The following is a 21,447-nucleotide window of genomic DNA, read 5'->3' as shown; positions in this document are numbered from 1 at the left end:
AAAAAATAAAAACTAAAAAAAACACAAAAACACAAAAAATACCTAAAAAAAATAAAAACTAAAAAAATAATAAAAAAACTAAAAATAAAAAAGATAAGAATTAATTTTGAACAATACCTCTAGATACAGCAGTTGGTCCTGTACGAGCTATTTTTTTAATTCCATATCCTTTAACTAGTCTAATTAATGCATCAATTTTACTTGGATCACCAGTAATTTCAATTGTTACATTATTATCACAGACATCAATAATTTTACCTCTGAAAATATTAACATATTGCATGATTTCAGATCTAGCTTTCTCATTTTTAGTTTTAACTTTAATTAAACAAAGTTCTCTTTTAACAGATACTCCTGGTTTTAATTCTTTAACTTTAATAACATCAATTAATTTGTTTAATTGTTTTTTAACTTGTTCTAAACCTTTTTCATCAGCGTTTACAACGATTACCATTCTAGCCAAAGATTCAACTTCAGATTCACCTACTGTAATACTGCTAATGTTAAATCCTCTTCTTGTAAAAAGACTTGTAACTTTTTGTAAAACACCTGGTTTATCTTCAACCAAAGTAGATATTGTATGACTTTCAAGCATTTTTAATCCCTCTAATTTTCATAGTCTTTAGCAAGCTCATATTCACCAAGAATTTCTTCAACACCTGCACCTGCAGGAACCATAGGTAAGAATTCATTTTTCTTAATTTCAATATCTAATACAAGAGCTTCATTATCTTTAATAGCTTTTTGTACAGCTTTTTTAGTTTCACCTGGTTGAGTGATTTTTTCAGCATTAATATTGAAACTTTCTGCTAATTTAACAAAGTCTGGAACATTTCCAAGATCAGTTTCTGATAAACGTTGATTATATAATAAACTTTGCCATTGATATACCATACCTAATTTACGATTGTTTAAAATAGTGACAATAACAGGTAAATCATATTCACGAACTGTTGCAAGTTCTTGACATACCATTAAGAATCCACCATCACCAACAATAGATAAAACAGGATCATCTTCACATGCAACTTTTGCACCAATAGCTGCTGGGAAACCGAATCCCATAGTTCCAAGACCACCAGAAGATATGAATTTACGTGGTTTATTAACATTAAAGTAATGTGCAGCAAACATTTGATGAAGACCAACATCAGTTGTAACAATTGAATCTTCAGTTAATCCTTCAGATATTTCCCTAATAACTCTTTGTGGCATTAATGGAACACTATCATAATTAGTTCTAGGTATTAATTCTTGTTTTTTAATTTCTAAATTTTTAAACCAATTAACAGCATCATTATTAGGTTTATATGATTTTAATTCATTGTTAAAGATTTTTAAAATGTTTTTAGCATCTCCAACAATAGGAATATCTACATCAACATTTTTACCAATTTCAGCAGGATCAACATCAATATGTATAACTTTAGTACCATTAGGTAAAAATTCGTCTAATTTACCAGTAGTCCTATCTGAAAATCTAGTACCAATAGCAATTAAAATATCTGCTTTATTAATATTTTTATTAGCAACTAATCTTCCATGCATTCCTAACATACCAAGAGAGTAATCTTCATCTTCAGGAACAGCACCTTTACCCATTAAAGTAGTTACAACTGGAGCTTTAATTGTTTTTGCGAATTTTTGTAATTCAGCACTAGCACCAGAAATAATAACTCCTCCACCAGCTAATATCATAGGATTTTTAGCTTTAGCAATTAATTTGCAAGCAGTTTTAACTTGTTTAATATTTCCTTTAAGAGTAGGATTATAACCTGGTGTTTTAATTAATGAAGTACTATATTTAGTTAATTCATTTTCTTGCATTTCTTTTGGGATATCAATAAGAACAGGTCCTGGACGACCAGTTTTAGCTATATTAAAACTTGATTTGATAATTGATGGGATACTATCAATATCTTTAATTTGATAATTATGTTTTGTAATAGGCATTGAAATTCCCATAATATCTGCTTCTTGAAATGCATCATTTCCAATTAAATTTGAGGATACTTGACCAGTTAAAGCTATAATTGGAGAAGAATCCATATAAGCATTAGCAATACCTGTAATAAGGTTAGTTGCACCCGGACCTGAAGTAGCTACACAAACACCCACTTTACCGGAAGCCCTAGCATATCCTTCTGCAGCATGTGCAGCACATTGTTCATGACGTACTAAAATATGGTTTAAATCATCATCATACAATGAATCATAAAATGGTATAACTGTTCCACCAGGATAACCAAATATAGTATCTACACCTTGTTCTTTTAGAGCTTTTATAATAGCTTCTCCGCCCTTCATTCAATCACCTTTTTTAAATAATTACTAATTCTTAATTTAAAAACTTAATTTTTAAAATTTTTAACTAAAATAATGTTTTAAAATGTATAAAACCATATTTAAAATTATAAAATTTAAAGAATAAATAAACAATTTAAAAACTTAATTTAAAAATTTCTATATTATTTATTATAAATTTTCTAAAAAGAATTAGTAATACAAATTTACAAATTTATTTTATTCATTTACTAAAATACAATAATATTATATTTAAAGATTTATATAAACTTTAATAATTAGAAATTATTTAATGATATTTTAAAAAAAAGGTGAAATTATGAAAGTTTTAGTAGTTGGTGCTGGTGCTAGAGAAAATGCAATATGTGACTCATTAAAAGATGATGTAGACTTGTATACATATATTAGCAAAAAAAATCCAGGAATAAGCAAAATATCCAAATATACTATAGGTGATGAAGGGGATGTTAATAAAGTTGCAGAATATGCAAAAGAAAATAATATTGAAATTGCAGTTATTGGTCCAGAATCTCCACTTGGAAAAGGTATTGTAGATAAACTTGAAGAAGTTGGAGTAAAATGTGTAGGTCCTTGTCAAAGTGCTGCAAGAATTGAAACCGATAAATCATTTATGAGAAATTTATTTGAAAAATATAATATTCCAGGATCTTTAACCTATAAAGTATTTGATAATACTAAAGACCTTAATGAATTCCTTGACTCTTATGATAAACAAGTTGTAGTAAAACCTGTAGGTTTAACTGGAGGAAAAGGAGTTAAAATTGTAGGTGATCATTTAAAAAATAATGAAGAAGCAAAAGAATATGCTTCAGAAGTTATTGATAATGTAATGGGAGGATTTGCACAAGTAATTATTGAAGAACGTGTAATTGGAGAAGAATACACTATTCAAGCTTTCTGTGATGGAGAACATTTAGCACCAATGCCTGCTGCTCAAGATCACCCACATGCATTTGAAGGAGACCAAGGTGCAATTACTGGAGGTATGGGTTCTTACTCAGATAAAGGTGGACTTTTACCATTTTTAACTCAAGAAGATTATGATGAATCAGTAGAAATCATGAAAAAAGTTATAAAAGCAATTGCAAAAGAAGCTAAACCTTATAAAGGAATATTATATGGTCAATTTATGTTATCAAATGAAGGACCACGTTTAATAGAGTTTAATGCAAGATTTGGAGATCCTGAAGCAATGAATGTTCTTCCTTTAATGGATACAAAAATGATTGATGTATGTAAAGCAATTGTTAATGGAACATTAGATAAAGTTGAATTTAAAGACCTTGCTAGTGTATGTAAATATATAGTACCTGATGGATATCCAAATACTAAATATGCTGGAGAAAATATTGAAGTCGATGAAAATAAAATCAATGATTTAGGGGCTAAAATATTTTATGCTTCAGTATCAGAAGAAGATGGAAAAATTAAACTTACAGGTTCAAGAGCTTTAGGAATTGTTGCTCAAGGTAAAAGTATATCTGAAGCAGAAAAAATAGCTGAAGAAGCATGTAAATATGTTAAAGGTAACGTTTACCATAGAAAAGATGTAGGTACAGATACTCTTGTTCAAAAACGTGTCAATCATATGAATGAAATTAGAAATAATTAAATTTTATTAAAATTTAAGTTATTTTCTAATATAAAAATTTATTTTGAAGTTTAAAAATTATTTAATTAGATTAAAAAAACTTAATTTAATTTAATTATATAAAATATAGATTTTAAACCATATTTTTTTTAAAATTAAATCAAAGTTTATTAGAAAAGCTTTTATAAGTATAAAAAACATATATTATTCTTTATTATACTTATTAATTTTTTTGGAGTAATGAAATGAATAGTCTTTTATCAGTATGTGATGTTAAAGATGATGTATTAGATATCATCAAATTAGCTAATGATTTTAAAAATGGTAAAATAGAAGAAAAACCATTAAAAGATCAAAAATTAGCAATGATTTTTCAAAAATCATCAACAAGAACAAGAGTTTCCTTTGAAGTAGGAATGTATGAATTAGGTGGAACAGCACTCTTTTTATCAACAAATGATATACAACTTGGAAGAGGAGAACCTATTAAAGATACTGCAAAAGTATTAAGTAGATTTGTTGATGCAATAATGATAAGAGCTAATAATCATGCAGATGTAGTTGAATTTGCTAAAGAAGCAGATATTCCTGTTATAAATGGTTTAACAGATGAAGAACACCCATGCCAAGCATTTGCAGATATGTTAACTATATATGAACATAAAGGTGATTTTAATAGAAAATTAACCTTTGTTGGTGATGGAAATAATGTTTCTAATTCATTATTACTTATTTGTGCATGTTTAGGTATGGATTTTGCAATAGCTTGTCCTAAAGGTTATGAACCTAATGAGGATATTGTAAAAAAAGGAAAAGAAATAGCTAAAGAAACAGGTAGCGAAATCATTATAACCTCTGATATTGAAATTGCATTAAAAGATGCAGATGCTGTATATACTGATGTATGGGTTAGTATGGGTGATGAAAAAGAGGCTGAAAAAAGAAACAATGATTTTGCAAAATACCAAGTTAATAGTAATCTTATGAAATTAGCAAAAGATGATGCAATATTTATGCATTGTTTACCTGCAATAAGAGGTAAAGAAGTTACTAGTGATATCATTGATGGTAAACAATCAGTAATCTATGATGAAGCTGAAAATAGATTACATGCACAAAAAGCTATTTTATACTATTATCTTAAAAATTAAATAAAATTAAATTCTATTCATTACTCTTTTTTACTATTTTTATTACTACTTATTTAGAAGTTTTAAAAATACTCTCTTTTACTATTTTTATTACCCATTATTTAGAAGATTTAAAACCCACACACATTTACTAATTTTATTAAATAATACAACAAACAATTAGAAGTCTTAAAACTTTTATTATACTTTATATATTATAATAAACTTAAACACTAGCTAAAAGAAAGTAAATTAAACAAATACTAATTTTTAATTAAATAATCAATAAATTACTTTTTTATTGTAATTATTAAATTTTTAATTTTATGAAATTTTTAGAAATCTTTATATAATATTAAAGATTTATATTAAAATACTTGTATATGCAAGTATTGTATATACAAGAGTTATAATGTTTATATTTGAAAATTATATTAACAAAAAAATTCAAAAAATAAAGAATTATAAATTTATCCAAATACAAGTTCTAAAGAGAGGTAAAAATGACAAATGAAACAGATAATGAACGAATTAAATTAATTAGAGGAGATCCTAAAAAAGCAATAAGAAAGTTAGCATTACCAGTAATTTTAAGTATGTTACTTATGAGTTCAAATAATGTTATTGATAGTATATGGGTTGCAGGATTAGGTTCTAATCCACTTGCAGCATTAGGTTTTGTAACACCATTATTTTTAATTGTAGTAGGTATTGGAGTAGGTGTTGGTGCAGGTGCAAACTCCCTTATTTCAAGATTTATTGGAGCAAAAAAACATAATTCTGCAAGTAATGCAAGTGTTCATTCAATAATAATTGGTATAATAGTTACAATTTTATTAACAATTGTATTAACTGTATTATTAAAACCTATACTTATTGCAATGGGTGCAAAAGAAGTTATTAATTATGCAATGGAGTATGGTATAATAATTGTACTTGGTACATATTCCTTTACTCTTCCAGCATTATTTGGTGGTATATTTAGAGGAGAAGGAGATGTTAAAAGATCAACTATACCTCTTGTAACAACTGCAGTATTAAATATAATCTTAGATCCAATATTTATTTATATATTAAATTTAGGTATTGCAGGAGCAGCTTTAGCAACAGTATTAAGTGGTACAATAGGACTTATACAATTTTTATATTGGGTTAAAATTAAGAAAAATACATATTGTTCAATGGAACTTGACTATTATAAAAGAAATAGAGATATGTATAAAGAAATTCTTATTGTTGGAATACCAGCAAGTATAGAACAATTAGTAATGTCTATAACTGCAATTCTTATTAATGCAATACTTGCAATATCTGCAGGTACAACTGCTGTAGCAGTATATACTGCTGGTTGGAGATTAGTACAAATTGGAATAATGCCAGCAATAGGTATTGGAACAGCATCAATTACTGTAGCTGGTGTTGCATATGGTGAAAGAAACTATGAAAAATTAAACACAACAATAAATTATAGTGTAAAAATTGGACTTATAGTAAGTGTAGTAGTAGCTGCAATATTTTATATATTCTCTTATCCATTAGCATATCTTTTCTCATATTCATCAACAAGTGCAAATTTAGCACCATTAATATCACAATTCTTACAAATTATGGTATTATACATCTTACCAGTACCATTTGGAATAGTTGCATCAAATGTATTCCAAGCATTAGGTAAAGGAAGCCATTCTTTAATATTAACAACAATAGAAGTTTAATACTTGATGTTATATTCTGTGCAATTGCCGCATTTGTATTAAGTGCAGGAGCAGTAGGAGTTTACTGGGGTATTGTAATAGGAGATATTGTAGGATCTATAATTGCATTTATTGCAATAAACGTATATGTTAAAAAATTATATAAATTAAACAAATTTAAAGATGCAAAAAACTAAAAAAAGCTAAAAATAAGAAAATCAATAAAAATTAAAAAAATAACTTATAACTTATAATAAAAACACTTAGAACTAATAAGTTATAAGTTATAATTAAATTTAAGAGGTAAAACATGGAAAAGATAAATAAAAAATCAGGAATAGGATTACCTGGTCTTTTTGATTCTATACATAGAAATCATTCAATATACCTAAAACATGCATTAAAAAACGAAGACATTAGTTTTGGACAATTTCCATATTTAATGTACCTTTATCATGAAAAAGTTAATAATAACGATAATAGTACACAAATAGAAATAGCTAATGCATATGGAGTTACAGAAGGTACTGTTGCAAGAGCACTAGTAAAAATGGAAGAAAATAATATTATTGAAAGAGAAGAAAATAAAGAAAATAGAAGGGAAAAAATTATTAAATTAACTGAAAAAGGAAATAATTTAGCTAAAAAATTTAGAGATATTGATTATAAATGGGAAGAAGAAATATTAAAATTCTTAGATAATAATAAAAAAGAAGATTTTAGAAAAACAATAGAAGAAATAGAATATTATTCTAGAAAATACAATAATAAAATAAAAAACCAATAAAAAACTAAAACAAGCAAATAAACAATAAAATAAAAAAAAGTAAGAATGTGAAATTACATTCTTTCTGGTGCAGCTACACCTAAAATATCTAAAGCATTTTTAAGAGTGGTTTTAGCTTTTTCAACTAAAATTAATCTTGAAGATTCAAATTCAGATCCAACTACTTGATTAGATTTATAAAATTTATTAAAATCACTTGCTAATTCTTGACAATAAGCAGCAATTGGATGAATTCTTCTAATTTCTGCAGAATCTGCAATTAATTTAGGATATTTAGCTAAAGTTCTAACAAGATCAGATTCTAATTCATTAGGTTCCCAATTATCCTCAAATTCTAAATTATCTAAATCAATTCCTTGATTTTCTGCTTTAGAAAGTAATTTAGAAGCACGAGCATGAGCATATTGAATAGATGCACAACCTCTTTCAAAGTTTAATGCATCCTCCCATTTAAATTTAATATGTTTTTCAGGAGATAATTTAGCAATAAAGAATCTTATTGCTCCAATACCAATTTCTTCTGCAATTTCATCAATATCTTCTTCTGATAAATCATTACGTCTAGATTTAATTTCTTCTTTTGCTCTTTCAACTGATTCATCAATAAGTTCATCAACTGAAATAAAGTTACCAGTACGTGAAGACATACTTCCTTCAGGTAATGTAATAAATTCATAGAATAAAACTTCTACATCATCAGAATTAGGTTTTATTTTTTCAAGAATTTCAAGAGCAGCTTTTACTTGACGGAATGCAAGTTTATGATCTGCACCAAGAATATCTAAAACAATATCTCCTTGATCACATTTATACATATGATATGCAATATCTCTTGTAGAATAAAGTGAAGTACCATCAGCTCTTCTTAAAACAAGACTATTTTTAATACCAAATTCACCAAGTTTAAGACGTAAAACATCTTCCATACGAGCATAACCTACTTCTACCATTTCATCGACATATTTATCTACATCACCATTACATACAAAAGTTCCTTCCCAAACAAATTTATCATGTTTAATATGCATACGTTTTAAAGTAGCTTTTACTCCATCAAGACATTTATTAATAGTATCTTCAAATAATTTATTTAATTCCTCATTATCTCCTTTTTCATACTCTTTAATTAAAGCATCTACTCCAGATTCAAGTGATGGATCTTCTTTAAATTTTTGATTAACTTTAAGATAAATTTGACCAATATTATGATCTACTTTATCTTCACCTTGATCTTCTATGTTTAAACCTAATTCTTTAATACCATAAACAACCATAGCAAGTTGTCTACCCATATCATTAACATAATATTGTGTTTCAACTTCTCTACCAGAAGCTTTTAAAAGTCTTGTTAATGAATCCCCAATAATAGAATTTCTAATATGTCCAATATGTAATGGACCATTAGGATTAGCACTAGTATGTTCAAGAACTATTTTTTCATCAATTTTACTTAATTGACCATAATCATCATGAATTGAATTAAGTAATCCAACTGCAAATTTATTATAATCAATAAAAAAATTTACATAAGGTCCTTTAGCTTCAACTTTATTATAAATTTCAGGACATTCAATAACCTCTGCAATATCTTGTGCAATCATTGCAGGTGATTTTTTTAATATTGGTGCTAATTGAAATGCAACAGTAGATGCAAGATCTCCTAATTCATGATTTGGAGGAAATTCTAAAGTGATTTTATCTTTAGAAATTTCAGTATCTAATTTACAAGTAGCATCATATAAAGCATTTATAGCGAGTTTTTCTATTTCATTATACATTGATTCACCTATGATAAAAAATTATATGTTGATTAAAGAGTCTTAAAACTCAAAATTTTTAAATTAAATAAAAAAAGAAAGGAAATTAAAATTAAAGTCCTTTAAACCAAATAGAAAGATATCCTATTTTAGGAATAATTAATGGTTGACCATTAATAGTAAGAACTCTTTCCTTAATTTGACTACTAGTAGCCAGATATGGATCAGGAACTTTATTATTATCTCCTTTAATCTCATAATATGTTGTTCCATTAATATTTGTAATATTAATTACCCTATGTACAACTGGACTATTATACCATGTTGCATCATAAACAACAATATCTCCTACTTTTACATCATCTGGATTAAATTCATTTATACCAAAACAATTAGTCTTTTCAACAACAACTATATCTCCCCTATAGAAAACAGGTTCCATACTTCCAGATACTACAACATTTAAATGTTGTCCTGCTATTAAGACTACAATAATTATTATAATATAAAGAATTATTTCTTTCGTTTCAGACAAAGAAACACCTTTTATGAATTTAATAAATAAAAATTTAAATTAAACTAGTATATTATAAAATATCTATATACATTAATATATAGACTATTTAATCTGATTAAACTAGATTTAGTAATAAAAAATATAAAATAATTTTATTAATATAAATTTTATATTTTATGTTATAAGTATTTAAAAATTAGTATTTAAAATTTATAATAAATAAATGAAATTTTAGTATAAATAATTATTATTTATAAAAAATTTATAATAAAATAAGATTTATTAATAAAAAAAGATTTTAATAAAAATAAATATTGAATAAGCAAAGAATAAATAGGATTTTATAAATTAAGAAAAAATACAAAAAGAGAATAAAAACTAAAACAAGAATACAAAACCAAAATAAAACTAAAAAAAACTAAAACAAAAAATACAGAACTAAAAAAAGAAAAAAGATGTTAAGATAAAATTATCTTAAAATAGCACCTTTATCAGCAGATGAAACTGAACGTCTATAAATGTTTAACCATCCTTTAACTTCTTTATCAGGAAGGTCAATAGTTCCTTTTCTTGCTTCTAATTCTTCATCACTTAATTCTACATTAAGTTTTTTATTTAAGATATCAATTTCAATAATATCTCCTTCTTTAATAAGACCAATTGGTCCTCCACTTTTAGCTTCAGGAGAAATATGACCTATACATGGTCCTCTAGTACCTCCAGAGAATCTTCCATCAGTAATAAGACCAACATTTTTAATACCCATACCAGTAATAGCAGATGTAGGATTTAACATTTCCCTCATACCTGGTCCACCTTTTGGACCTTCACATCTAATTACAATAATATCTCCTTCATTGATTTTACCACCAAAGATTGCATCAACAGCATCTTCTTCACTGTTATATACTCTAGCAGGTCCTTTAAGATGTAATAAATCATCAGGTACAGCACCTCTTTTAACAATAGAACCATTTGGTGCAAGATTACCTTTTAATACTGCTAATCCACCTTCTTTATGAATAGGATTATCCATTGAATGAATAACATCAGAATCTTTAATTTCTGTTTCATCAATGATTTCACCTAATTTTTTACCACTACAAGTCATACAATCTTTGTTTAATTTAGATTGAATAGATTTTAATACTGCAGGTATACCTCCAGCATTGTGAAGATCAAGCATAGTATGTTGTCCAGCAGGTGAAAGAAGTGCAATATGTGGAATTTCATTACTAATTTTATCAAATAAATCAAGGTTTACAGAAACACCTTTATCTTCAAGTTCTGCTGCAATAGCAGGAATATGAAGAGCAGTATTACTAGATCCACCAAGAGCCATATCCACAGCAATAGCATTTTCAAATGCTTCTTGAGTCATAATATCAGAAGGTTTAATATCCTCTTTAATTAATGAAACAATACGTTTACCTGATTCATATGCAATTTCTTTTTTATCATCAGAAAGAGCAAGTGCAGATGCACATGTTGGAAGACTCATACCTAAAGTTTCAGTAACACAAGCCATAGTATTTGCAGTGAATAATCCAGAACAACTACCTGCACCAGGACATGCAACTTTTTCAAGTTCATTTAAATCTTCTTCAGTGATTTTACCTGCAGCTAATTCACCACAAGCTTCATAAACAGTAATTAAATCAGCATTTTTACCTTTATAATGACCTGGTTTCATTGGTCCACCAGTAACAACAATAGATGGAACATCTAATCTACCTGCTGCCATTAACATACCAGGTACAACTTTATCACAAGAAGGAAGAAGTACTAAACCATCAAAACTATGACCTTTTGTCATACTTTCAACAGTACTTACAATAATTTCTCTTGAAGGAAGAGAATATTTCATACCTTCATGATTCATTGCAATACCATCACAAATAGCCATAGTATTGAATTCAAAAGGAATTCCTCCAGCTTCAATAATACCTTTTTTAATATATTTAACTAATTCTCTAAGGTGTATATGACCTGGAACAACCTCAGTAAAACTGTTTGCTATACCAATAAATGGTTTTTTAAAATCATCATCTTTAAGACCGCAAGCCCTTAATAAAGACCTATGTGGTGCCCTTTGTGGGCCTTTTTTCACATTATCACTATTCATATAATCACTTAAAATTAATAGTTAAGAATAAAATTTTTAAAAACCTAATACCATTATATAAAACGATAAAAAGTAAACATCATAATATTTATAATTTCTTTTATAAAAAAATTTTTAAAATACAGTAATTTTATATAAAAAATCCGCGATAAAAAATATAATATAAATAATATTATATACAAAATTTAAAGTGTTATAATAAAAAATTTATATACTAATTTTTTAAATTATTAATTTTTACAAATAGGTGATTAAATGCGAATATTACTTATTCATTCAGATTATTTAGAATATGAAACAAAAAATAAAACTCCTGTAGCAGAAAAAATTGATGATGCTCATAAAAAAGGAGATTTCAAAGAATCATTAGTTGTTTTCACATCTGTTGAAAAAGAAGATGAAAAAAACCCTGATGCAATTGTTAAAAATATGGTTAAAGAAGTTAAAAAAGTATATGATGATGTTAAAGCAGAAAATATTGTATTATATCCTTATGCTCATTTATCTTCATCATTAGGTTCTCCAAAATTTGCAATTGAAATATTAGAAAATGCTGAGAAAACCCTTAAAGAAGAAGGATACAATGTATATAGAGTTCCATTTGGTTGGTATAAAGGATTTAAATTATCTTGTAAAGGTCATCCATTAAGCGAACTTTCAAGAACCATAACCTCAGATATGTCTGATGATGACGAAGAGAAAAAAGAAGGACCTAAATCAGAATGGTTCATACTTTCTGATGGTGAAATTTACGATCCAGAAAACTATGAATATGATAGTACAAGCCAATTAGAAACCTTAGTTAAAAACGAATTAGGTACTGCTAAATCTGAAGAATGTGAACCTCCTCATGTTAAATTAATGAGAGAAAAAGAATTATGTGATTATGAAGCAGCTTCAGATGTTGGAAACCTTAAATGGTATCCTAAAGGTCGTTTAGTACGTGACTTATTATCTGATTATGTATATAATTTAGTAGTAGATCAAGGTGCAATGCCTATTGAAACTCCAATTTTCTATAATCTTGAAAATGATGCAATTAGAGAACATGCAGCTAAATTTGGAGAAAGACAATATAGAACAGCTACTAAAAATCCATTAATGCTTAGATTTGCATGTTGTTTCGGTGCATTTAGAGTACTTGGAGACACATACTTAACTTGGAAAAACCTTCCTGCAAAAGTATATGAATTATCTACTTACAGTTTCAGATATGAACAAAAAGGAGAAGTTGTAGGTCTTAAAAGATTAAGAGCATTTACAATGCCTGATTTCCATACTTTCTGTAAAGATATGGATAATACTTTAGAAGAATTTGATAAACAAGTAGATATCTGTGTACAAACTGGTGTTGATTTAGATGTTAATTATGAAATCATATTTAGAGCAACTAAAGCATTTTATGATGAACATAAAGAATGGATGTACAATACTGCAAGAAGAATAGGTAAACCAATGCTTTTAGAAATTTTACCAGAAAGAAAACATTATTGGAGTTGTAAAATAGACTTTGCAGCAATTGACTACCTTGGAAGACCTATTGAAAATCCTACTGTACAAATTGATGTTGAAAGTGGTAAACGTTTCGATATTAACTACCTTGGTGAAGATAATAAAGAACATCACCCAACAATCTTACATTGTTCACCTACTGGAAGTATTGAAAGAGTTATTTGTAGTTTACTTGAAAAAACTGCAACAGAAATCAATGAAAGATCACCAATGTTACCAGTATGGTTAAGTCCAATTGAAGTAAGAATTTTACCAATTGCAGATAAACATTTAGAATTTGCTAACGAATTAGCAGATAAATTAAGTGAAAACAATATTCGTGTAGATATAGATAATACTGAAGATAGAGTAAGTAAAAAAATCAGAAATGCTGCAAAAGAATGGGTACCATATGTATTTGTTATTGGAGATAAAGAATTAGAAAATAATAAATTCCAAGTAACTGTAAGAGAAACTGGTGAAAAAGTGGATATGACTATTGATGAATTAATCAATGAAATCCATGAAAAAACTAAAGGAATGCCTTACAGAAGATTACCTATACCAAGATATACTGAAAATAGAATTCACTTTTAAATAAATATTAAGTATAAGTTAAAATCTTAACTTATACATTTTAATTTATAGACATGGATTTCAAGTGTAATATAAATTAATTAAAATAATATAAAATATAAAAATAAGATTAATAAAAAATATTTATGTATTTAATAACATAATATATAATAATCAAACTCATGATTACTTTCTAAGTAATTGATATGATTGGAGGATATGAAATGTATAATATAGGAGAAGCTCTCATTGGAGATGGAGATGAATTAGCTCACGTTGATTTAATAATTGGTGACAAAGAAGGACCAGCAGGTACTGCTTTTGCTACTAGTTTAACTAACTTATCAGTAGGACACACACCACTTCTTACTGTTATCAGACCAAACTTAATGACTAAACCTGCAACTGCAATTATTCCTAAAGTTACAGTTGGAAACTTAGATGATGCAAGTAAAGTATTTGGACCTGCACAAACTGCAGTAGGTAGAGCTGTTGCTGATGCAGTAGAAGAAGGATTAATACCTAAAGATATTGTAGATGACATTGTTATCTTAGTTTCTGTATTTATTGGACCTGGTGCTGAAGATTACAGAAAAATTTACCAATACAATTATGGTGCTACTAAATTAGCAATTAGAAGAGCAATGAATGGATACCCAGATATGAAAAAAGTTTTAGCAGAAAAAGACCGTGGAACTCACCCAATTATGGGCTTCAAAGTACAAAGATTATGGAACCCACCATATTTACAAGTTGCTCTTGATTTAGACAACTTAGATGCTGTAGAAAGAATCATGAATGCACTTCCACAAAGAGAAAGAATTCTTATTGAAGCAGGAACTCCACTTGTTAAAAAATTCGGTGTTGGAGTAGTAAGTAAAATTAGAGAATTACGTCCTGATGCATTTATTATTGCAGATTTAAAAACTTTAGATGTAGGAAGAGTAGAAGTTAAAATGGCAGCAGATGAAACTGCTGATGCTGTAGCAATTTCTGGTCTTGGAACTATTGAATCTATTGAAAAAGCTATTCACGAAACACAAAAACAAGGTATTTACTCTATATTAGATATGATGAATGTAGATGACTTTACTGGAAAACTTAAACAAATCAAACCTGAATTAAAACCAGATATTGTTTTACTCCACAGAAATGTAGATTTAGAAACTAGTAAAGCTGAAAAAGGTGAAGATACTAGTGACATGACTGAATGGGGAAATATTAAAGAAATTAAGAAAATCTTAGGTAATGGTTTAATTGCTGTTGCTGGAGGAATTACTCCAGAAAAAGTTGAAGAAGCAACTTCAAAAGGAGCAGATATTATTATTGCAGGAAGATACATTATTGGTTCTAGAGATCCTAGAAGAGCAGCTGATGATTTCTTAGCTCACTTCCCAGTAGATCCTGATAATATGAGACTTGCTCTCGATGAAGATGAAACTATTTAAATAGTAAAATAACTATTTACTTTTTTTCTTTTTTTAAAATTTTTAAACAATAAATAACTATTTTTTTAATTAATCAAATTAAGGTGATAATATGGGATTTTGTAATTCATGTGGTAAACCTATGACAAGAACAGATGAACTAGGTACAAATAAAGATGGAAGTCCAAATGAATATTATTGTGCAGATTGTTATCAAAATGGGGAATTTACAGAACCAGATTTAACAGTAGAAGACATGATTGTTAAAAAAGCTCAAGAAATGTTAGATAAAAATCCTGATTTAAGAGAAGGAGATGCAACTGGATTACTTATAAACTTCTTACCAAACCTTAAAAGATGGAATAAAAATTATGAATCTGAATTCGAACATTTCAATAAAAAAGAGAAAAAAGGATATAGAAATAAATAAAATAAATAATTAACACTAACTTAAAATAAAAAAATAAAAAAAATAGTTCACCCATAATTTAAAATAAAAAAATGAAAAAATTAATTTTGATTTAAAATAAAATTTTTAAGTCTTTTAATTGTATATTCATTTGAAATTTTATCATATTTAGTAGAATATAATTCTTCTTGAAGATTATCATATTTTTTAACAAGACCAAGATATTCCTCTTGAAGTTGAGAAATTAATTTATCTTTGTCTTCTGTAGACTCTTTATTTTCATTTAAATCTTTAATAGTTTGAAGTTTTGTTTTAAGTTCTAGATTCTCATCTTTTAAAGATTTAAGATTTTCAATAGTATCAATAAGCTCCTGATTTTTTTCTTTAATACTATTAAATTCTTGAAGTTTAGATAAAAGTATTTTATTTTCATTTTCTAAATTAGAAAGTTCATCAAGTTTATTATTAAGTAAAATATTCTCATTTTTTAATTTATTAAAATCTTGAAGTTTTAAATTAAGCTCTTTATTTTCTTTATCTAAATCCTCAAAACTATTAATTTTAGAAATAAGCTCTTTATTTTCTTTATCTAAATCCTCAAAACTATTAATTTTAGAAATAAGTTTTTGATTTTCTTTATCTAAATTAGTAAAATCTTGAAGTTTTAAATTAAGATTCCTATTTTTTTCTTCTAATTTAGAATAATCTTCTTTAATTGAATTTAAATTATTATCATAATCTAAAATATCATCAGAATATGGTAAAATTAAAACTTCTTCTTTATCTTCAAAAACATTATCTTGTTTAGGTATTGTAATTTGAATTTGTTCTGTTTTATAGGTTTTTCTTTGACCATCTTTTAAAGTTCTAGTATATTCTCTAGAATACTTTTTAACAATACCTTTAACATGCCTCATTATTACACCAGAATAAGAATTATTAAAATTTTTATACTATTTAAATATTTAAAACTCTTTTTATATACATATTACTATTAAATATAATGTTTACATATAAGATTAAAAATAGAAATTTTTTAAAAGATAAAGATTTATTAATTAAAATCAAATTAATGAATATGAAAAGAGAAGATAAATTAATACTAGGAATATGTGGAAGTCCAAGATCTGCTACAACAGAATATGTTTTAAAAGAAGCTCTTAAAAAATTAAATGAAAATAATTTTAAAACAGAATTTTTTGGAGTTAGAGGAAAAAAAATTGGATACTGTTTTCATTGCGATTATTGTCTTGAAAATAAAGAATGTATTAATAAAGACGATATGGAAGAATTTTATAATTTAATGAAAAAAGCAGATGGAATAATAATAGCCTCTCCAATACATAGTGGAGGGATTAGTGCTCAATTAAAATCTGTAATGGATAGAACAAGAGCATTAAAAGCTATTGATTATAACCTATTAAGAGGTAAAATAGGTATGAGTATTGCAATAGGTGGAGATAGATGTGGTGGACAAGAACTTGCAATACAAGAGATAAATACTTATTATATGATACATGGAATACTTCCAATAAGTGGTGGACCATTTGGATCCAATATTGGTAGCTGTTTTTGGTCACAAGACAGTTTAGAAGAAACAAAAAAAGATGAATATGGTTTTGAAACTTTAAATAGAACATTAAATGAATTTATGAAAGCTTTAGATAAATATATTGACTAAAAATCAGAATAAAAAATCATTAAAATCAGAATAAAAATTAAAAAAACCTTTATTTAATATATTAAATGATTTAATTATTTAAAAATAGATTTTAGAATAAAAATATATTAATAAATAAAAGAATCTCAATAAAATTAAATTAAACTAATATTGAATTAATTAAAGTTCAAATTTTAAAAATTTATAGACTTATATTATAAATTTAAAATATTATAATAATTCTATTTTAAGTTTTTAAGAATTGAAAAAAATCATAATAAAACATAAATCATTAAATGTAGGATATACTGAAAATAAACCAATTATAATAATATTTAAATAATATTTTAAATATAATTTTAAAAGTATTGGTGTTATAATGACTGAGTCTAAGATAATAAAAGGTAGTTTTTTCATATTAATAGGAAATGTTATATTTCGTATTGGTGGATATCTCTATCGTTTTTTAATGGCTTCATTACTTGGACCAGCAATGTATGGAATTTTAGGTTTAACCTTACCTTTCCAAGGAGTATTTCAAATATTGTCTGCAGGAGGACTTCCACCTGCAATAGCAAAATATGTATCTGAATATAATACTCTTAATCAGGAAGATATGGCTAAAAAAACTATAAGAACATCTTTAAAGATTATGGTCTTTTTAGGAATTCTTATGGGTTTTTTTATGATAACCATAGTAGCGCCATGGTTAGCATATTCTGTATTTAAAAATCCTACAGCATTACTTCCATTACAAGCTGTAGGTTTAATTACTCCTTTTAGTGTAATCGTTGGTGCATTTAGAGGTGCATTCCAAGGAGTATATAAAATGGAGTATATTGTAGCAACAAGGGCTATTGAACAAATGACCATGATTATTTTTGCTACAGGCTTTGTATTGATTGGATTACAAGCATTTGGTGCAGTATTAGGTTCAGTCCTTGGATTTTTCTTCAGTTCTCTTTCAGGTATATACATATATAAAAAGTATATGGGAAAATATCTTAAAAATAAAAATCCTAATTTTAAAATTAAAATAAAAGATGAAATAAAACTCGCAAAAAAACTTATTAGTTTTGCAATTCCTGTAACTATCACTTCACTTGCTGAAATGATTATTTACAGTATATCTACTTTTATCATGGGTATTTTTTTAACAAGTACATTAATTGGATACTTTACAGCTGCAGATCCTATTGCACGATTACCTTTAATGGTATCTACATCTATTGCAACTACAATATTACCTGCAGCAGCAGAAGCTTATGTAAAAAGAGATAAAACCCAATTAAATCATTATGTATTTAAATCCTATGAATATTCAATATTATTAACACTACCATTATGCATATTCATTATGTTATTTGCAAAACCAATAATGAGAGTTGTTTATTTCACAAATGCAGAATACTCCTTAGGAGGAACTGCGCTTGCAGTACTTGTTATTGGAATGACATTTTATGCATTATACAGTGTATCAACAGGTATTATACAGGGTATAGGTCACCCAAAAATCTCAATGTATATTTTACTTCTTGGATCTGGATTAAATGTAATTCTTAATTGGTTCTTTATTCAAAAAATGGGAATTGTTGGAGGTGCTCTTGCAACCACTATTTCAACAGTAATATTCACAATACCTACTATTTATATAACCTTAAGACTTACAGAATCAAAATTAAAATATGGTAAACTAACAAAAATTATTTTAGCAAGCGTTATAATGGGAATAATATTATATTTAATTCCAAATAACACATATGGATTATTACTTGCAATAATTTTAAGCCCTATAATATATATAGTTTCATTAATTTATCTTAGAATATTTGAATCAGAAGATATAGAAAGAATGAAAGAGTTTAGTGGTAAATTTGGTCCATTAGAAGGAATTTATATGAAAATAGTTAAAAAAATTGAAGAAAAAGCAATGAATTAATTTAAAAACCTAAATACTAACTAAATAAAACTAATAAAAACTAAAATACAATCTAAAAAATGTTTAACAAGAAAAAATCATAAAATACAATATATAAACAGTTGAAAACAAAAATCAATAAAAATCAAACAAAATCCATAGAATTAAACTAATTAAATAAAATAAAAAAACTTATTAAGATATTATTTAAATAAAAATAAAATTTAATAATAAAAACTAAAAAAATAAACAAAAATATTAAGTTAAAATTGAATAAAAAAGAAGTTTAAATCAAAATATTAAAATTATATAAAAAATTTTAAATTAGTTTAAAGATATAGTATATATAGTTACTATAATGGTAGGTAATTTTAATGACAAAAGTAACTGCAGATGTTGAATATAAGATAAGTTTAGATGGAAAATCATATTTACTCAACCAGAAGAAATTTAATTTATTAAAATATATTAATTCTTCTAATTCAATTAAAGAAGCTGCTAACCTCACCGGAGTATCATATAGAACTGCATTAAACTACATAGGGAAAATTGAATCTAATTTAGATATTGCAGTAGTAAACACCACTAAAGGCGGAAAAGGTGGTGGAGGTAGTACCACTTTAACTGAAGAAGGTAAAATGATTCTTAAGGAATGTAAAAAAATCAATGCTATAATGGAGCTTCATAGAGAGGTTAATGAAATAGAAGCAACAGTCCTTGAAATCGATAAAGGCAAAAGGATAATGAAAATACAAATGAATAATACAATCATAACTATTCCACTCCATGAAGAATATAAAGTTGGAGATAGAATAATTGCATTGATTAGTTATGATAATATTTTTATTATGCTAAAACCACAAAAATCCAGTATCCGTAATGTTTTAAAAGGTAAAATCATTGAATTAAAATTAGAAGATGAAATGATTAGAGTAAAAATAGATGTTGATGGAATACCAATATTTGCAGATGTTACAGTTTATGCATCTAAAGATTTAGAATTAACCATTGGTAAAGAAATATATATTGGATTTAAAGCTGTTTCAATAGCAACTCTAAAAATTTGAGGTGTTTAAAATTTTAAAAATAATAGTTGATGAAGAAAAATGTAATGGTTGCGGAGATTGTAAAGAAATATGTCCAAAAGGTGGTAAAATTTGGAAAATAAATAAAGTTGCACATGCATCAAACCTCCAATATTGCCACGTTTGTACTATATGTGCAATGGCATGTAAACAAGATGCAATTTTAGTTGAAAGAAATGGATAAACTATAAAATTATTAAACATTATTTAAACTAAAATAATCTATTAAAATCATTAATAAATTCTAATAATTAAATTTTTACTAAGTGGTATAATGGATAGAAAATCTAAACTTAAAAGAAAAACATCAGAAACAGATATTGAAATAGAATTAAACATAGATGGTGAAGGAAATTACAATATAGATACTGGCTTACATTTCCTAGATCATATGTTAGAATCATTTTCAAGACATAGTTTTATTGATTTAAATATTAAATCAAAAGGAGACATAGAAGTTGATGATCACCATACTATTGAAGATGTAGGTATACTTCTTGGTGAAACATTTAAAGAAGCTATTGGTGATAAAAAAGGAATTAAAAGAATGGCTGATGCAACAGTACCTATGGATGATTCACTTGCAACAGTAGCAATAGATATTAGTGGTCGTAGCTATTGTAATTTAAATGTTGATTTTACTAATGAAAAAATTGGAGATGTAAGTAGTCAAAATATAATTCATTTCTTTGAATCATTTGCAGATTCAGCTAAAATTAATTTCTATGGAAAAGTTTCTGGTTTTAATGATCACCATAAAGCTGAAGCTCTTTTTAAAGCATTTGCTAAATCATTAAAAGAAGCATGTAAAATTGAACATAATAAAATACCTAGTACTAAAGGTGTTTTATAAAATCTATTATTATATTTTTTAAATATTTTAATAAACTTCAAATTTTAATAAAAAATTATTTTAAATAAATTCTAAAAAAGGAATTTATTTAAACAACTAATT

General features: G+C 26.3%; 17 protein-coding genes and 1 pseudogene. 12 read left to right on the top strand and 6 right to left on the bottom strand.

The window, feature by feature from the left end; genetic code table 11:
- Positions 1–100: 100 nt before the first annotated feature.
- Positions 101–595: an acetolactate synthase small subunit gene (gene ilvN, locus BGI41_RS00975; RefSeq protein ID WP_088538384.1), complete on the bottom strand. Its 495-nt coding sequence runs from the start codon at positions 593–595 to the stop codon at positions 101–103.
- Positions 596–606: 11 nt separating this feature from the next.
- A complete protein-coding gene (locus BGI41_RS00970) occupies positions 607–2,307 on the bottom strand; it encodes an acetolactate synthase large subunit (RefSeq protein WP_088538383.1) in 1,701 nt (566 codons plus the stop codon).
- A 316-nt stretch (positions 2,308–2,623) separates the two neighbouring features.
- On the opposite strand from BGI41_RS00970, the gene purD reads away from it, so the two are divergent.
- The 4 genes and pseudogenes from purD (at position 2,624) to BGI41_RS00950 (ending at position 7,527) form a co-directional block, all read left to right on the top strand.
- The gene (purD, locus tag BGI41_RS00965) at positions 2,624–3,937 is read left to right on the top strand and encodes a phosphoribosylamine--glycine ligase (RefSeq protein ID WP_088538382.1); all 1,314 of its coding nucleotides are present in this window, start codon (positions 2,624–2,626) and stop codon (positions 3,935–3,937) included.
- Positions 3,938–4,161: 224 nt separating this feature from the next.
- A complete protein-coding gene (argF, locus tag BGI41_RS00960; protein ID WP_088538381.1) occupies positions 4,162–5,067 on the top strand; it encodes an ornithine carbamoyltransferase in 906 nt (301 codons plus the stop codon).
- 482 nt (positions 5,068–5,549) lie between these two features.
- Positions 5,550–6,937 (top strand): annotated as a pseudogene (locus tag BGI41_RS00955) (MATE family efflux transporter).
- A gap of 113 nt (positions 6,938–7,050) precedes the next feature.
- Positions 7,051–7,527, top strand: a complete 477-nt coding sequence (locus BGI41_RS00950; protein WP_088538380.1) for a MarR family winged helix-turn-helix transcriptional regulator — start codon at positions 7,051–7,053, stop codon at positions 7,525–7,527.
- 53 nt (positions 7,528–7,580) lie between these two features.
- On the opposite strand, the gene argS is transcribed toward BGI41_RS00950, so the two are convergent.
- The 3 genes from argS to ilvD form a co-directional block, all read right to left on the bottom strand.
- Positions 7,581–9,305 (bottom strand): arginine--tRNA ligase, encoded by a 1,725-nt coding sequence (gene argS / locus BGI41_RS00945; protein WP_088538379.1) that lies wholly within the window; start codon positions 9,303–9,305, stop codon positions 7,581–7,583.
- A 91-nt stretch (positions 9,306–9,396) separates the two neighbouring features.
- Positions 9,397–9,819 (bottom strand): signal peptidase I, encoded by a 423-nt coding sequence (locus tag BGI41_RS00940; protein ID WP_088538378.1) that lies wholly within the window; start codon positions 9,817–9,819, stop codon positions 9,397–9,399.
- A 451-nt stretch (positions 9,820–10,270) separates the two neighbouring features.
- Positions 10,271–11,926 (bottom strand): dihydroxy-acid dehydratase, encoded by a 1,656-nt coding sequence (gene ilvD, locus BGI41_RS00935; RefSeq protein WP_088538377.1) that lies wholly within the window; start codon positions 11,924–11,926, stop codon positions 10,271–10,273.
- A gap of 255 nt (positions 11,927–12,181) precedes the next feature.
- On the opposite strand from ilvD, the gene BGI41_RS00930 reads away from it, so the two are divergent.
- The 3 genes from BGI41_RS00930 to BGI41_RS00920 all read left to right on the top strand — a co-directional run bounded on the left by BGI41_RS00930 (position 12,182) and on the right by BGI41_RS00920 (position 15,850).
- The gene (locus BGI41_RS00930; RefSeq protein ID WP_088538376.1) at positions 12,182–14,014 is read left to right on the top strand and encodes a threonine--tRNA ligase; all 1,833 of its coding nucleotides are present in this window, start codon (positions 12,182–12,184) and stop codon (positions 14,012–14,014) included.
- Positions 14,015–14,217: 203 nt separating this feature from the next.
- Positions 14,218–15,441 carry a bifunctional 5,6,7,8-tetrahydromethanopterin hydro-lyase/3-hexulose-6-phosphate synthase gene (locus BGI41_RS00925; protein WP_088538375.1) on the top strand — a complete coding sequence of 408 codons (1,224 nt, stop codon included), beginning with the start codon at positions 14,218–14,220 and terminating at the stop codon, positions 15,439–15,441.
- A 91-nt stretch (positions 15,442–15,532) separates the two neighbouring features.
- Positions 15,533–15,850 (top strand): zinc ribbon domain-containing protein, encoded by a 318-nt coding sequence (locus tag BGI41_RS00920; RefSeq protein WP_088538374.1) that lies wholly within the window; start codon positions 15,533–15,535, stop codon positions 15,848–15,850.
- An 80-nt stretch (positions 15,851–15,930) separates the two neighbouring features.
- Here BGI41_RS00920 and BGI41_RS00915 read toward each other — a convergent pair whose 3' ends face one another.
- Positions 15,931–16,746 (bottom strand): hypothetical protein, encoded by an 816-nt coding sequence (locus tag BGI41_RS00915; RefSeq protein ID WP_088538373.1) that lies wholly within the window; start codon positions 16,744–16,746, stop codon positions 15,931–15,933.
- 161 nt (positions 16,747–16,907) lie between these two features.
- Here BGI41_RS00915 and BGI41_RS00910 point away from each other — a divergent pair, with 161 nt between their 5' ends.
- From BGI41_RS00910 to hisB, 5 genes are all read left to right on the top strand, one after another.
- Entirely contained in the window at positions 16,908–17,510 is a 603-nt protein-coding gene (locus BGI41_RS00910) for a flavodoxin family protein (protein ID WP_088538386.1), read from the top strand.
- A gap of 358 nt (positions 17,511–17,868) precedes the next feature.
- A complete protein-coding gene (locus BGI41_RS00905) occupies positions 17,869–19,428 on the top strand; it encodes a flippase (RefSeq protein ID WP_088538372.1) in 1,560 nt (519 codons plus the stop codon).
- 353 nt (positions 19,429–19,781) lie between these two features.
- Positions 19,782–20,474, top strand: a complete 693-nt coding sequence (locus BGI41_RS00900) for a TOBE domain-containing protein (RefSeq protein WP_088538371.1) — start codon at positions 19,782–19,784, stop codon at positions 20,472–20,474.
- Between the two features lies 1 nt (position 20,475).
- Positions 20,476–20,676 carry a ferredoxin family protein gene (locus tag BGI41_RS00895; RefSeq protein WP_233126288.1) on the top strand — a complete coding sequence of 67 codons (201 nt, stop codon included), beginning with the start codon at positions 20,476–20,478 and terminating at the stop codon, positions 20,674–20,676.
- 90 nt (positions 20,677–20,766) lie between these two features.
- Positions 20,767–21,345, top strand: a complete 579-nt coding sequence (gene hisB, locus BGI41_RS00890) for an imidazoleglycerol-phosphate dehydratase HisB (protein ID WP_088538370.1) — start codon at positions 20,767–20,769, stop codon at positions 21,343–21,345.
- Positions 21,346–21,447 lie beyond the last annotated feature (102 nt).

The organism is Methanobrevibacter sp. 87.7 (genome assembly GCF_002208625.1).
Classification (GTDB): Archaea; Methanobacteriota; Methanobacteria; order Methanobacteriales; family Methanobacteriaceae; genus Methanarmilla.
This window is presented reverse-complemented; position numbering and strand designations above follow the sequence as displayed.

Excerpts from the sequence above, each read along its gene's own strand:
- ilvN (WP_088538384.1), bottom strand. The coding sequence starts at position 595 with ATGCTTGAAAGTCATACAATATCTACTTTGGTTGAAGATAAACCAGGT.
- argF (WP_088538381.1), top strand. The coding sequence starts at position 4,162 with ATGAATAGTCTTTTATCAGTATGTGATGTTAAAGATGATGTATTAGAT.
- BGI41_RS00950 (WP_088538380.1), top strand. The coding sequence starts at position 7,051 with ATGGAAAAGATAAATAAAAAATCAGGAATAGGATTACCTGGTCTTTTT.
- BGI41_RS00910 (WP_088538386.1), top strand. The coding sequence starts at position 16,908 with ATGAAAAGAGAAGATAAATTAATACTAGGAATATGTGGAAGTCCAAGA.
- BGI41_RS00970 (WP_088538383.1), bottom strand. The coding sequence starts at position 2,307 with ATGAAGGGCGGAGAAGCTATTATAAAAGCTCTAAAAGAACAAGGTGTA.
- BGI41_RS00920 (WP_088538374.1), top strand. The coding sequence starts at position 15,533 with ATGGGATTTTGTAATTCATGTGGTAAACCTATGACAAGAACAGATGAA.
- argS (WP_088538379.1), bottom strand. The coding sequence starts at position 9,305 with ATGTATAATGAAATAGAAAAACTCGCTATAAATGCTTTATATGATGCT.
- BGI41_RS00915 (WP_088538373.1), bottom strand. The coding sequence starts at position 16,746 with ATGAGGCATGTTAAAGGTATTGTTAAAAAGTATTCTAGAGAATATACT.
- ilvD (WP_088538377.1), bottom strand. The coding sequence starts at position 11,926 with ATGAATAGTGATAATGTGAAAAAAGGCCCACAAAGGGCACCACATAGG.
- BGI41_RS00905 (WP_088538372.1), top strand. The coding sequence starts at position 17,869 with ATGACTGAGTCTAAGATAATAAAAGGTAGTTTTTTCATATTAATAGGA.
- BGI41_RS00900 (WP_088538371.1), top strand. The coding sequence starts at position 19,782 with ATGACAAAAGTAACTGCAGATGTTGAATATAAGATAAGTTTAGATGGA.
- BGI41_RS00925 (WP_088538375.1), top strand. The coding sequence starts at position 14,218 with ATGTATAATATAGGAGAAGCTCTCATTGGAGATGGAGATGAATTAGCT.
- purD (WP_088538382.1), top strand. The coding sequence starts at position 2,624 with ATGAAAGTTTTAGTAGTTGGTGCTGGTGCTAGAGAAAATGCAATATGT.
- BGI41_RS00930 (WP_088538376.1), top strand. The coding sequence starts at position 12,182 with ATGCGAATATTACTTATTCATTCAGATTATTTAGAATATGAAACAAAA.
- hisB (WP_088538370.1), top strand. The coding sequence starts at position 20,767 with ATGGATAGAAAATCTAAACTTAAAAGAAAAACATCAGAAACAGATATT.